This window comes from Pararhizobium sp. LjRoot255 (assembly GCF_964252905.1).
Lineage (GTDB): Bacteria > Pseudomonadota > Alphaproteobacteria > Rhizobiales > Rhizobiaceae > Pararhizobium.
Genome location: NZ_CAXUPQ020000003.1, coordinates 12605 through 25688 on the forward strand (window position 1 = coordinate 12605; position 13084 = coordinate 25688).

The 13084-nt window shown below is 55.8% G+C and carries 10 protein-coding genes; 7 read left to right on the forward strand and 3 right to left on the reverse strand.

From position 1 onward, the window contains the following. Window positions 1–382 precede the first annotated feature (382 nt). Both ACSQ2W_RS25795 and ACSQ2W_RS25800 read right to left on the reverse strand, forming a co-directional pair. Complete coding sequence (locus tag ACSQ2W_RS25795) at window positions 383–553, reverse strand: hypothetical protein (protein ID WP_436089022.1); 171 nt, start codon at window positions 551–553, stop codon at window positions 383–385. Between the two features lie 431 nt (window positions 554–984). Continuing rightward, window positions 985–1842, reverse strand: coding sequence for an SDR family NAD(P)-dependent oxidoreductase (locus ACSQ2W_RS25800; protein ID WP_436089023.1), 858 nt, complete (start codon window positions 1840–1842; stop codon window positions 985–987). Between the two features lie 254 nt (window positions 1843–2096). On the opposite strand from ACSQ2W_RS25800, the gene ACSQ2W_RS25805 reads away from it, so the two are divergent. After that, window positions 2097–2804: a TetR/AcrR family transcriptional regulator gene (locus ACSQ2W_RS25805; protein ID WP_436089024.1), complete on the forward strand. Its 708-nt coding sequence runs from the start codon at window positions 2097–2099 to the stop codon at window positions 2802–2804. Window positions 2805–2987: 183 nt separating this feature from the next. On the opposite strand, the gene ACSQ2W_RS25810 is transcribed toward ACSQ2W_RS25805, so the two are convergent. Further along, complete coding sequence (locus tag ACSQ2W_RS25810; RefSeq protein ID WP_436089025.1) at window positions 2988–4124, reverse strand: saccharopine dehydrogenase family protein; 1137 nt, start codon at window positions 4122–4124, stop codon at window positions 2988–2990. Between the two features lie 169 nt (window positions 4125–4293). Here ACSQ2W_RS25810 and ACSQ2W_RS25815 point away from each other — a divergent pair, with 169 nt between their 5' ends. From ACSQ2W_RS25815 to ACSQ2W_RS25840, 6 genes are all read left to right on the forward strand, one after another. After that, window positions 4294–5307: a 3-keto-5-aminohexanoate cleavage protein gene (locus ACSQ2W_RS25815; RefSeq protein WP_436089026.1), complete on the forward strand. Its 1014-nt coding sequence runs from the start codon at window positions 4294–4296 to the stop codon at window positions 5305–5307. Between the two features lie 56 nt (window positions 5308–5363). Continuing rightward, the gene (locus ACSQ2W_RS25820; RefSeq protein WP_436089027.1) at window positions 5364–6134 is read left to right on the forward strand and encodes an SDR family NAD(P)-dependent oxidoreductase; all 771 of its coding nucleotides are present in this window, start codon (window positions 5364–5366) and stop codon (window positions 6132–6134) included. A gap of 614 nt (window positions 6135–6748) precedes the next feature. Continuing rightward, complete coding sequence (locus ACSQ2W_RS25825; RefSeq protein WP_436089133.1) at window positions 6749–8260, forward strand: class I adenylate-forming enzyme family protein; 1512 nt, start codon at window positions 6749–6751, stop codon at window positions 8258–8260. A gap of 20 nt (window positions 8261–8280) precedes the next feature. Further along, a complete protein-coding gene (locus tag ACSQ2W_RS25830; RefSeq protein WP_436089028.1) occupies window positions 8281–9429 on the forward strand; it encodes a saccharopine dehydrogenase family protein in 1149 nt (382 codons plus the stop codon). 267 nt (window positions 9430–9696) lie between these two features. After that, window positions 9697–10929 carry an ABC transporter substrate-binding protein gene (locus tag ACSQ2W_RS25835; RefSeq protein ID WP_436089029.1) on the forward strand — a complete coding sequence of 411 codons (1233 nt, stop codon included), beginning with the start codon at window positions 9697–9699 and terminating at the stop codon, window positions 10927–10929. 75 nt (window positions 10930–11004) lie between these two features. Continuing rightward, the gene (locus tag ACSQ2W_RS25840) at window positions 11005–13083 is read left to right on the forward strand and encodes a hydantoinase/oxoprolinase family protein (RefSeq protein ID WP_436089030.1); all 2079 of its coding nucleotides are present in this window, start codon (window positions 11005–11007) and stop codon (window positions 13081–13083) included. Window position 13084: the final 1 nt, after the last annotated feature.

The following is a 13084-nucleotide window of genomic DNA, read 5'->3' on the forward strand; positions in this document are numbered from 1 at the left end:
GGCGCGGGTTGCGAAAGGCAAAATGTGATTATGCAAGACATTCAGGACAAGATGCCGCTCAGAGAGTTGGTCGATACGTTTTCCGACAAAATGGAAAACGTAAGAACACACGGAGCTGTTCACGCAAGACGGCACAGTGGAGACCTAGGTGCGCGGTCAACTGATGACCAATCTCAAAGGAAGAGATTCGATCGCAGCCGCTGTTCAGGAGGCGATCATACTTGGGGGCGGTCACCGCCATCGCCGCCTTTAGTGTTCATCGCGCCTCATATCGTGCGTGCGCACGCGCAATCGACGCCGAGCGCCCGAGGGTCGAAAAACTGTTCGGCAGATATGTAACGCCGGGGGCGATCAATGCCTAGGTCCCGGCAGGCTCTCCTTGTCACCGGACCCCGGCAAGATGAATCAGACCAATGTTTCGGCGATTGTATTGAACCTTTTCATCAAATGCAGACTGCGCGGTATCGATCTGTCCCTGATGCTGCCGCGACCATTCTGCAAGGGCACGGACCGGCTCGATCAATGTTTTGCCGAGCTGCGTCAGTTCGACCAAACTGGCAGTTTCCGGCATCGGCACGACAGCGCAAGGCCGTGATAAACGCACTAGGAAGCTTAAAGCTTCAATGAGCGTATCGCAAACGGCGGAAAATTTTTACAAGATGGTGCTGGCTGGTTGGTTGCCCCCGATAATTTGGAAATACGGGCTCACGATTAGAACCGGGCCTAAACATCAAGATAGAGCCGGCAGCAGGGTCATTGCCGAACGCCGCCGGATGGAGGTTGTCAGCGCGAGTGGTCGCCGTGTGATCGTGTACCGCGATGTCGACGCTGAGCGCTGCTTCGGTCGATCAATCGACTCTCCGGAGGGTGCGCCGGAACAGCGTCAACCGATTTGACTACGCCGGCGCGGGCGAGCTTCCTGCAGTCAGGATCTCGACTCCGCGGAGCCTTAACTGACCCAAAACAATCTGCCGCAGAGAGATGTCATACGCTCTTTAGGTGTGTCGATTCTACTGGAGAATTGGTTGCGGTCGATAGCCACCGCGGCTGACCTGGTTTTGACCGATCTTGGCGAAACCATTGCGGCTGACCATAAATTGATTGGCCGCCGTCCACGAGAAGCGAAGCTCCAGTAATGAAGCCAGCATGCGGGCCGGCCAGAAACGCGACGGCTTCCGCGACATCTTCCGGCCTTCCCAAACGCCCGATCGGCGTTTCCTGCAATAGTGCTTCGCGGCAACCTTCGACACTCAGCATCGGACGCGTCATGGCTGTTTCGACTACGCCCGGAAGAACCGAGTTTGCTCGGATTCCGTAAACCCCAAGCTCGGCGGCCATGCTTTTCGTCAACATAAGCAGGGCCGCCTTCGTCGCACTATAAGCTCCCGTTTGGTCTGCGTGGAAGAGCGCCAGACACGACGAAATCAGCGTGATGGACCCGCCCATGCCATGGGTAATCATATTGCGCGCGATCGCCTGGCACATATGAAAAGTCCCGTTCAGGTTGATGTCGACATGCAAGTCCCATACCTTAGGGGACGTGTCGAGAAACCCACCAAATCGGGCAAAGCCCGCATTCGCAACGAATGTGCCAATCACGCCGATACGGTCCACAATCTCATTGACCGCAAGGTTGATCGCGTCAAGATTCGTCTGATCCGCGGCGAGAATAAGGACGTCTTTGGCGCCGCTATCGATTAACTCGGCGCTCAAAGGCCCCAGGTTTGAGACTTCTCGATCGATAAGCACGATATGACGACCATCTCTGGCGAAACGTGAAGCTATGGCACGACCTATTTCGCCACCCGCGCCGCTGATAACGGCACATGCCTCTTGAGTCATTGCTGGCGTCCTCTTCTGAATGGGCGTTAAAATTCACCCCATCCAATATGAATGAACAGTAATTAACATTCCTATGCATTTTTGTCCATCTTGCGGCATATCCATATCCCGTTATGTCGCTGTGCCCGACATGCGAAATATGCTTGCTCTCCGCTAGTATAGAGCTAAAAGGCAATACCCGACGGGCTGGCGGCTTTTTTAAGCGCGGCTTTTGACAGATTGGGGAAGCTAGAGCATTATATGAATAAGTATTCATGAGGACCAAGATTGTGAACGAATCGGTAAGCCGTTTTGGTGAGCCTGCAGGAACTTCGGAGCAGCCCCCTGGGCAAAGCGTGCGAAGGGCCAAAGCCGCGGTAAGCCGGTCAGACACCCGCGAGAGATTGCTCAGCGCTGCTATTGAGCTATTCGGCTCCAGGGGATTTGACTCGACATCCATGCGAGATATCGCAAACGAAGTTGGCATCAAAGCACCGGCGGTCTACAACCATTACAAATCCAAGGAAGACCTGCTTGCCGAGGCTGTAATGCAAGCGCTCGGCGCTTTTAACAGCGCGATCGCCGAAGCTGACACGGAGGGAGCTCCTCCGATTGAGCGCCTGAAAAGTGTAATCAGCACTCATATTATGTATCAGATCAACCACTCGAGGATCGCGCAAGCCAACGATCGTCTCCTTGAATCCGGCATCATCAACCGTCTCGACCCCGTTGTGCGCCATCAGGTGAAGGGCATGATGCGCGAACACCTCGATCGACTTACAAAGATAATCGAAGAGATCTCGTCTCCCGTCACAAGCACCCATGCCGAAGCACGCCTGACGGCCCTCGGCGTGATCACCATGTGCGACAACGTTCTAAATTGGTATCGCCCGAGTGGTGCATACACACCGGAGAAGATTTGTAAGCATTTCTACCTACTTGTCCGCAATATGCTTCTTGGAGCGGAGGTCGCGCACGCGTGAAAAGCATGCCCTCGGAAGTTCGAACGAGTGTCGCCTGTCTGGCCCTCGTGGGCTACAGGAGGTCTCCCTTGATTCGGTTTGCATCGTGCGGTCGGTATGGTCTCCTTTGACCTTCCTTCCCGAAGGAAAGCTCGTCGGCACCCTGGGGTGAGGTTCGAGAGTTATTGGACAGGTTTTGCAAGGCTAGAATCGCGTCGTGGTAATCCCACTGGAAAAACTGTTCGCCTCAACGGCAAGCCGCAGGAAGTGCTCGAGGCCACGCCGATGCGATATGACTTCCACGCCGTTTGCCCCGGGTGGGACACCTCCCTCAAGAAGAGTAATGGCCGCGGCGGCCATTCCGAGCCCGGTCCCCCGACTCATATCACCAGCGTCAGTTATGCTTTTCATGACGACGGGAGAGCCGTCGACTGTCCCCAAAACGTTGACCTGGGTCGCAGCAATCCGCGGCGCAGACGGTTTCATTTTGTGACGCTTCCAAAGTAGCCTCCACAACACTTCACTAGGGTTCACTTCGGTCCCGTTGATCTCGACGCTCAACTCTGAGTGCCCAAACCCAATTCTGCCGAGCGTTGAGAAAGCCGAGTTCGCCCAATTTGGGTAAAGCGAGCCCTTACATTGGACCAAAGCAAGGTCTGGTCGAATCCGACCGAGCGTAACTGGTTCCGGATGCGCTGTGTCATAAGCCTCTACGCGGTTGAATGGCGCAGGAACATCGAACGTTTCGGCTGTTTCCGGAACAAAGCCTCTGGTGAATACTAGGGTGCCGTTTCGCCACATTGGACAAGGTGTCACTGCCATATGCAACATATGCCGAAGCACTGCGAGCCCACCCGGATCGGGCTCGCGAGTGATCCAGATGATCTTGATACCGTTCAGGTTTGGAAATTGCTGGAGAAGATCGCATGCCAGCCAATTTGAAACTCCCGGAGACAGCCCTCCACCTGTTATCACGGGGACACCCTGACTTTTGGCATATTCGTCGAGGCCGAGGATGGTTCGGGTGCCCTCCGCGTCGTCGCAAACGTCGATGTAAGCCACACGGGCATCGATAGCGGCGCGCGCCGTTCGATCCGAGCCGATAAAAAAAGGTCCTGCAAAATTAACGACAAGATTCATGCCGGTTGCGTCCACTCCATCGCGGGCGACATCGGTTTGGATAGTCGAAATCCTGTTCGGCGCCACTGCCAGCGCGGATTGGAGGCTGTCCTTCGAACGGTCGACTACGACAAAATTTGCCGTTGGCAAAGAGCGTGCAAGGATTGCAAGGGCACTACGGCCCATGTGTCCAGCTCCAACGAGCATGATCGTCTGATTCACCGGCGCCCCTCTCTAATAACGAACGCTAATTAATTAACGCTGCCTGAATGTGTGCGTCAAGATGCAGGCCGAGTATTATGCCGGTCCGAGGATGCGAGCGCTCGCGGCACTTTACAAGCGAAGCTGTATGCATTAACGTTCATTCATATTAATTATGACGGAGGCGTTGATGTCGCGTAATCCGAACACCGTGAACTGGGAACGAGTGAATAAGTGGGTCGAGCGCGACGGCGTCCAGGCCGCATGGAAGGTCTACGGCGCTCCCTCGATCATGTCGACCGATCGCACCGCTTTTTCCGACGCTGTGCCAATGCCGCGCTGGGAAACTCCGCCCAAGTTGATCCTGTCTACGGCGATCAATGGAGCTTTCTATTCAAAGAACGAAAATCCCAACCAGGCAATTACACCCGATGAGATTATTCGCTCGGCCGAAGAATGCATTGCCGCAGGTGCGCAGATCATTCACATTCATGCTCGTGATGAGCGTGGCTACAACGTCCTTGACACAGGTCTATTCCGGGAAACACTGACCCACCTTCGGACCCATCACCAGCATGTTGCGCTTGACGCATGCCTGGTCGCGGTGAACGAGGAAGAAGAGCGGATGATGTCGGAGATGATGAAACTGGGCGTCATGGAAGGCGTCCCGGTGAATGTTACGTCAATTGTTTTGGGTGACAATCAGTTCGTCAAGAGTCCGGCGGCGATGATCGAGAAGACCAGACGGGCCATTGATCACGGCCTGACACCGCAGATCGCGGTATATTCTGATGCGGACATCGATAACGCGCGTCGCTATCTGATTGACAGCGGACTTATCCAAGGCCCGCTCAACTGGCTCGTGTTGCCGGGTCTGCCCGGTTGCAGCCCCATGTATTCTCCAGAAACTATGATTGATGGCTTCCTTCGCCTTGTGCGTCTCATCCGTCACATTGACACAGATTCAACAATCATCGCATGTACTGGCGGACGGACGAGCAGCTACCTCGCTACGCTTGCAATCATGCTCGGTGTCCACGTTCGGGTTGGTATGGAAGACACTGTCTGGCTGTGGCCGCACCGTGACGACCTCATCAAATCGAACGTTGAGGTCTTCAGGCAAGTTGCGGGTATCGCCGAAGCGCTAGGCCGCGAGCTCATGAGTGCGGACGACTATCGGCAACTGATGACACTTAAGTCGTAGTTTTTAGCGAACGGTGCAGCCAGCGCGCGCCGTTCCGCTTTGACAGGGTAGGGCGCATGTTGAACGCTGTAGTGACAGGCGGGTCGAAGGGTATCGGATTTGGGATCGCAGCGTGCCTGTTGCGAAAAGGGTATGCGGTGACGATCACCGGCCGGAGTGAGCAAGATCTTATCGATGCACAATCACAACTCGGTGCCATCGGACCAGTGCACGCCGTTGCAGCTGATTCAACAAGCGAGGACGACGTCGAGAGGCTCATGAGCCGTTTCGATGATCCTGCTGAGCCACTCGCACTTCTCGTTAACAACGCGGGCGTTGCAGACTACAAATCGATCCTCAAAATGGATTTGGCACGTTGGCGCACAGTGGTTGATGTCAACCTGACAGGCGCCTTTCTCGTTCTTCAACGGGCAGCTCGCCGGATGCGGAATAGCGGCGGTGGCGCCATCGTGAATATATCATCGATTGATGCTCAAGGAATGGACGGTCGCCAATCTGCCTATGGCGCGGCGAAGGCGGGGCTCTTAAACCTCACCAAGACAGCTGCGGTAGAACTCGCCCCCTATGGAATAAGGGTTAACTCGGTCAGCCCCGGATGGACCATGACCGCAATGATCAAGGATCAACTTTCTGAACGTGCTCTGAAACATGTGCAGGAAGGATTTACCCGAATTCCTATGGGGCGACTCGTCGAAATCGACGAAATTGCTCGTGCCGTCGCGTTTCTTGGTGGAAGCGAAGCGAGCGCTATCACTGGGGTAGATTTGCCAGTGGACTGCGGCGTCCTGGCAAATTTGTACATCGCAGAAACACTTCCTCGCGATTAAGTGCGGGACAGAAATGACAACAACGGAAGTCGCGCTGATTGGCGGGGCCGGATCCGGGATTGGACGATCCATCGCACTTCGGCTAGCAGAGCGAGGAGCAGTCGCCTTGATCGCAAATAAGGTGCCCAGACCGGGGGGGCGTCCATGATTAGAGAGGCGGGCGGCGTTGTCGAGCTATTGGTTGGGGACGTCCCTCCCATGGAGAAAGTCGATGCTGCGGTAGCTAATTTCACCGCTGGCTCGGCGGGTAATGACAGGTTCGTTGCAGCGGTGAGCTTGGCCCCTGGCGGCCTTGTGCATCGTTATGTTCGAGGAAGACGGGGTAGGTGCAACGTTGTCTGGCCTGACTTCGTCGATGCACCGATGGCAGCAAGTATCTTCGGAAGGGCCACGAGGGCACCCGTGAAACTTTTGAAGCCGTAGTTCCTGTGGGCCGATTTGCGCGCGCGGCAAGAAGCGGGACGCCGTCGCTCACTTCACCTCACTTCAGCGGAAGCTAGCCACACGAACGGAACGTCTACTCGATCGACGGGGGAGCTCTGCGGGACACATTTCGGTAACGGCTAAAGTTCTCTCTCTGACATCGCGAAATAAAAGAGGCGCTAGTGACAAATATGAATTACCCGACTGTAATCCACGCGCTAGTGGACTGGGCCCAAAAAACACCAGACGCCATTGCAGTGACAGACGGTGATGAAGAAATCACCTACGCCCATTTAAGCCGCGACGTTGAGGAGGCAGCACGGCGGCTTACTGGACTTGGCGTGGCCCCCCAAGATCGCGTGATCGTTGTCGGCGACAACACATGGCAATGGGTCGTCTGCTACCTGGCGACTTTGCGGCTCGGTGCGATCTCCGTCCCAATGAATAACCGTCTGACTCCAGCGCAAGTCGAAGAACTCGTCGAGTTGCTCGGAGCTAACATAGCTCTTGCTGATACGGCACACCTTGGGATGTTCGAGACCTGCCCACGCCTGAATGTCTACTCGATCAATGAGGGTGGTTCTCGGTTTTTAGCGGGTCTTCCAGCAGCTTCGCATTCGAGCGCGATGCCGCAACCTGACGAGGCGGCCGTAATCAGCTTCACATCCGGGACGACCGGCGTTCCTAAGGGCGCTGTAATAACACACGATGCGTTGCGCAAGGCTGCTCAGGTTTACAAAGACCTCCTTGATGAAGATCCAACGCTCGTACCATCGACGTTAATAGTCGCTCCACTTTTTCATAACACAGGGTTTGTCGACCAGCTCAGCACGATGCTCCTAATGGGCGGACGTTCTGATCTTGTTGGTCGATACCGTACGCAAGCCGCGGTGGAGGCGTGTCGACGCAGGCCCGTAACGTTCGTCACTGCGGTGCCGAGCGTGCTGCGTATGATGATGACGTCTGACGACGCCGACGCGGTCTATAGCTCCGCGAAAGTTGCTCTGTTCGGTGGCTCGCCTATGCCAGCGCCCTGGTCGCTCGAAATGCACCAGCGCTGGCCGTCACTTCGGTTAGTACACGGCTACGGCCTAACCGAGTTCACTTCATGCTGCACCCTTCTCCCTGCGGAACTCATCTTATCGCATGGTGATTCGATAGGTTATCCGGCAAACGGCGTCGAACTACGGCTCGTTGGAGACGATGGCAACGATGTGCCGGATGGGGCGTCAGGCGAAATTTGGGTGCGCGGTGACACTCGGATGCGCGAATATTGGCGCCGCCCGGATGTCACCTCAGAGAAACTTGCAGGCGACTGGCTTCGGACTGGAGATCTCGCCGAACGCAGGGAGCACGGGCTCCTATACCATGTCGGAAGAAGAGACGATGTAATCAACCGCGGCGGGGAGAAAATCCTGCCTTCCTACATCGAAGGTGTATTGGCGCGGATACCGGAAGTTGCGCAAGCAGTGGTGTTTGCGATCCCGCATCCTGTTTTGCAGAATAGCGTCTTGGCTGCGCTCGAGCCTCGTCCCGGCGTCACGGTCGACACTGCCGCTGTTCTTCAATTCCTGCGCTCACAGCTGCCCGGCTACGCGGTTCCGGAGACCGTCATCGTGAGCAATGATCTCCCCCGAACAGCCTCGGGAAAACTCGATCGTCGCGCTGTCCGGTCGGCCTACCTGTCATCTCGCAACAATTGATACACAAGGAACCCGTTCAAATGGCTAGAAAATGGAAGGCCGTTGTTGTCGGCGCTGGCGGCGCGCAGGCGCAGGCTATGCTCCGGGCCCTTGCCCGCGGCAAGGCCACAGAGGGTGTCTTGGCGCTCGATCGCGCCTGGCGCTCTGAAACTCTTGATGCCACCCGGCAAATGGGTTTCGAAACCTTGCAACTGGACGCGCTTGAGAATGCAGCCGAATTTGACTCGTTGCTACAGGATACTGCTGTCGTGGCAAATATGGCCGGCCCATATTATCGAACGGGAACCGCGATCCTTGACCGCGCCATTGCTGCAAAAACAAACTACATTGACATCGCGGACGATGCGGACGTCACGCTGCCCATGTTGGAGCGGACAAAGGCGGCAGAAGCGGCCGGCATCACAGCACTTATCGGAATGGGCTCGTCGCCCGGTACGACTAACATTCTAATCCGCGCTGCCGTTGACCGCCTGGGAGCTGTTGACGACGTGGACATTTTTTGGGCCGTTGATGTTCAAGACATCACAGCTGCGGCACTCAGACACTTCTGGCATTGTTTCAACCTGGTCGATCCAGATGGCACCACGCACGACGTACCGGGTTGGGATAGCCTTGAATTCCGTGACGTTGAATTTCCCCAACCTGTCGGCCGACAGAAACTGGTGAGACTAGCCCATCCGGAGCCAATCACCCTTCCAAGATTTCTTCCGGTTAAGCGAGCGTCTAATTTTGGTGGCGTTGCGCCTGAAGAGGCGCTCGTCACGGCCTGGGCGCTGGCGCATATAGCAGATGAGCAACGTTCAGATGGTTCGCTGACTGACCCGGCCGCCAAACTCTTCAAGAGCTACATGGACCGACGTGCCAATGCTCCCCGCATTGGAAGCGGCCTTCTAATCGATGTGCACACGAATGGTAACGGTCTTCGTTTCTCCTCTGGAAGCGAAGGACGAATGGACGACTCCACAGGCATTCCAGCGGCGGTCGGGCTCATTTTGATGTGCGAAGGGCGTGTCACCGTGAAGGGAGTGATTTCCGCGGAAATGGTAGAGCCGAAAGACTTTTTCCAGGTTCTGCGGACCGTTAGCGAAGGTGGCGGAGGTCTAACCTTGTGGCGTCTGGAGGACGGGCAAGCAGTTGAACGACTAAGGATCCGTGACCTCCTCCCTTAAACCGCCGACGCATCGGAAGCATTGGGGATAGCCACGCCTGGGCGAGCTATCGCGATGCGATGTATTGCTGCAGGTCGCCTCTGCGGTGAATGTACGCCGTCACGCTAGGTTAACGATGATTTATACGGATAGATATCTGTATCAGCTGGGAAATGATCGCCGATTTAGGAAACACCTACTGACCAAGCCAATCGGCTGATTTTACCTTGACAAGGGTCAGTGGCGGCGCAAATATGAATGAACGTTAATTAAAAAGGGGGAAGGTCAATGTGGAAATTTCCGCGCATATTTTCGATGATGCATCGCGAAGCGCGAAAAAGCGCCTTCATCTCGCTGGTCGCGGCAGCAGCGATTGGTGGGAGTGGTGCGGCAGCCCTTGCCGATGGAGTGAAGATCGGGTTTGCGACCGCGCAGTCGGGTTTCATGGTCGGCTTTGACGGCGACGCCCAAAAAATGGCAGAGCTCTGGATTAAAGATCGAAATGCCGCGGGAGGTCTGCTGGGCAAACCAATTGATTTTACCGCCGCTGATACCAAATCGGACCGGGTAGAAGGCGCTCGCGCCGGGCAGACTGTGCTCGACGCTGGCGCGAACTTGATAATCGTGTCGTGCGACTACGACTATGGTTCACCAGCCGCAGGCGCCGCCGAAAGAGCGGGAAAAGTTTCAGTATTCCTTTGTGCGGAAGACCCGAAAGCCGGGGTGCAGGGTGTTGGTCCGCTATCTTTCACAACGTCCGTGGCTGCCCACGTTCAAGGGGCTGTGATGGCGCAATGGGCAAACCAAAAGCTTGGGATAAGGCGTCCATATGTCCTGCTCGATACGGCAACGCAGTATGACAAGTCGGTCTGCGCGGGCTTCAGGTATGGTGCCTCGCAAATGAATGATGTGAAGATCGTCGGCGAGGATACATTTCTGAACGACGATCCTTCCATTCAGTCGCAGATTACACGCATCTCGGCTGCCTCGGAAAAGCCGGACGCGATCATGCTTTGCAGTTACATACCCGGGGGGGCAAGCGCTCTTCGGCAACTCCGGGCTTCCGGAATCGACGTTCCGGTTTTGGGTGGGTCGGCGATGGACGGTTCTTACTGGATCGATGCGGTGCCCGGACTTAAGGACTTCTATCTTCCTGTCGCGGCATCCGTACACGGGGATGATCCCCGGCCTGAGATTCAAGCACTCAACGAGCGCTTCAAGGCGGCCTACGGCACGTTACCTGCGACGACGTACGGGTATCCGATATACGCTTTTCTCGATCTTTGGGCTAAGGCAGTTGAGAAGGCGGGCTCGACGGACGGTCCATCTGTCGCGGCCGTGCTCAATACGATGAAGGATGAAAAGACGTTCATCGGGCCGCGTTCCTTCACGCCCGAATTGCACATCCAGACGAACGCCGAGATGCTTGTTCTAACGCACAGCGATGGCAAGGTGCAGGTCAAGGACAGGTACAGCTTATCTGAGCCCTTGCCGCAGGCAGTGCTTTTTGGCCGTAATTGACTCGGTGACTGGCGGCTCCCGCAAAAAGAATTGCGGGGCCGTCTTTGTTCCGTACAGCAATGCAAAGGGCATGCAATGTCTCATGTCATTTCGATCGACACAGGCGGGACTTTCACTGACGTCATAGTCATTGGGTCTGATGGCGTTCCTACTATTGGTAAAGCGCTGACAACCCACGATCGGGTTTTCTCAGGAATGCGCGAAGCCGTCAGCGCGGCCGCAGCTGAGAAGGGCCTGAGCCTCGATCAACTCCTTTCTGATACGAAGTTACTTGTGTATGGAACGACACGAGCAACAAATGCGATTGTGACGAAGAGGGTTGCAAAGACAGCATTCGTAACGACGGCTGGTTTTCCGGACATCCTCGTGCTGAAAGAAGCGGGGAAATTCAACCCTCACGATTTCCGCAGCCGCTATCCCGGCCCCTATATTCCGCGCCGCCATACGTTTGAGGTGGCGGAGCGTATGACGTCAGAGGGCGTTGTTTCCGTTACATTCGACGAAGTGGGTGCAAGTAAGATCGTCAGTGACATCAAGGCACGGGGATTCGAGGCGGTCGCAGTTTGTTTTCTTTGGTCGGTGGCAAACGGAGAACACGAACTCGCCTTCGCTCGTTTGCTCGGCGAATTGGCACCCGAGATCCCCTATACTCTATCACATCAGCTCATTCCGATTGTCAGAGAATACCGACGTGCATCCGCGACCGCAATCGACGCGTCTCTCAAGCCCCTGATGCAACGTCATCTTCGAGAGTTGGAAGCTGATCTCCGCAGCGCAGGCTACAAGGGCGAGATCCTTGTCTCGACCACCTCCGGGGGCTGCACAAACATCGAGACCGTTGTTGCCAAACCGATCTACACCATCGGGTCAGGCCCTGCCATGGCGCCGATCTCCTCGCGAGCATATGCAAAACAAGAGAACTACGGCGATAACGTAATCGTCTGCGACACCGGTGGGACGACCTTCGACGTGGGTCTCGTGCGCGATGGACGCCTGACGTTCACCCGCGACACTTGGCTTGGTTCCCAATATGTGGGCGACTTGATGGCCATCTCCGCGGTCGATATGCGATCGGTCGGTGCTGGAGGGGGGTCGATTGCTTGGATCGACGAGGGCGGACTGATGCACGTCGGGCCTCAATCGGCCGGATCTGAGCCAGGGCCAGCATGTTACGGCCGTGGCGGCGAACTTCCCACAGTTTCCGATGCGGCAGCTGTGCTGGGCTACTTCGATCCAGACTTTTTCCTAGGCGGACGAATGAAGCTCGACGTCGCTGCGGCGCGGCGCGCGGTTGAGACCGTTTCATCGCGAATTGGTTTAACTCTAGAAGAATGTGCATTTAGAATTCTGACACTTGCGTCTGAGTTAATGATCAGAGCGATTAGTGACGTCACAATCAACGAAGGGTTAAACCCCCGCGAGAGCGCGATAGTGGCGGGCGGCGGCGCAGCGGGACTCAATGTTATGTTGATTGCCAAGGAGCTTGGCTGCAAGCGGGTAATCCTTCCGAAAACTGCTTCGGCGCTTTCTGCTGCTGGAATGCAGTACGCAAACATCGTGTCTGAGGAGGCAGCGAGCCTTGTCACCTCGTCGAGAGACTTCGATTACGAAGGCGTAAAGAGCGTTTTCTCTGAATTGAAAAGTAAACTGGACGACTTTGCTGCGAGCCTAGGTCAAGGCGCCCGGGCGCAGATAGAGTATATTGTCGAAGCTCGATATGCTGGCCAAGTCTGGGAACTCGATACTCCTATCCCCGCGATTGGACTGAAAACCCCTGAGGATATTGAAAACCTTTCTGAGCAATTTCACCGCGTGCACGAGCGCCTGTTCGCGGTCCGCGACGAAGGCAGCCCCATTGAATTTATCAATTGGAAGGCACGCCTTAGTATACCGCTTGGAACTGAGCCGCTGTCGGCGCCGGAGGTGAGCAAGAGCAACCTTGGCAACGATCATTTTGCACGCCTATCTAAACGAGCATGCTATTTCGGCGACGCAACCGCAGTCGCGACCTCAATATTCAAACCACGCGACCTGCGTGCCGGTTTACGCATTGAGGGACCAGCAATCATCGAAGAGCCGACAACGACGTTGGTCGTCTACCCTGGTATGTCCGCAACGGTTAGCGGCGCTGGAAATTACTTGCTTGAGATTTGAA

Excerpts from the sequence above, each read along its gene's own strand:
- ACSQ2W_RS25800 (WP_436089023.1), bottom strand. The coding sequence starts at position 1,842 with ATGACTCAAGAGGCATGTGCCGTTATCAGCGGCGCGGGTGGCGAAATA.
- ACSQ2W_RS25805 (WP_436089024.1), top strand. The coding sequence starts at position 2,097 with ATGAGGACCAAGATTGTGAACGAATCGGTAAGCCGTTTTGGTGAGCCT.
- ACSQ2W_RS25815 (WP_436089026.1), top strand. The coding sequence starts at position 4,294 with ATGTCGCGTAATCCGAACACCGTGAACTGGGAACGAGTGAATAAGTGG.
- ACSQ2W_RS25820 (WP_436089027.1), top strand. The coding sequence starts at position 5,364 with ATGTTGAACGCTGTAGTGACAGGCGGGTCGAAGGGTATCGGATTTGGG.
- ACSQ2W_RS25825 (WP_436089133.1), top strand. The coding sequence starts at position 6,749 with ATGAATTACCCGACTGTAATCCACGCGCTAGTGGACTGGGCCCAAAAA.
- ACSQ2W_RS25830 (WP_436089028.1), top strand. The coding sequence starts at position 8,281 with ATGGCTAGAAAATGGAAGGCCGTTGTTGTCGGCGCTGGCGGCGCGCAG.
- ACSQ2W_RS25835 (WP_436089029.1), top strand. The coding sequence starts at position 9,697 with ATGTGGAAATTTCCGCGCATATTTTCGATGATGCATCGCGAAGCGCGA.
- ACSQ2W_RS25840 (WP_436089030.1), top strand. The coding sequence starts at position 11,005 with ATGTCTCATGTCATTTCGATCGACACAGGCGGGACTTTCACTGACGTC.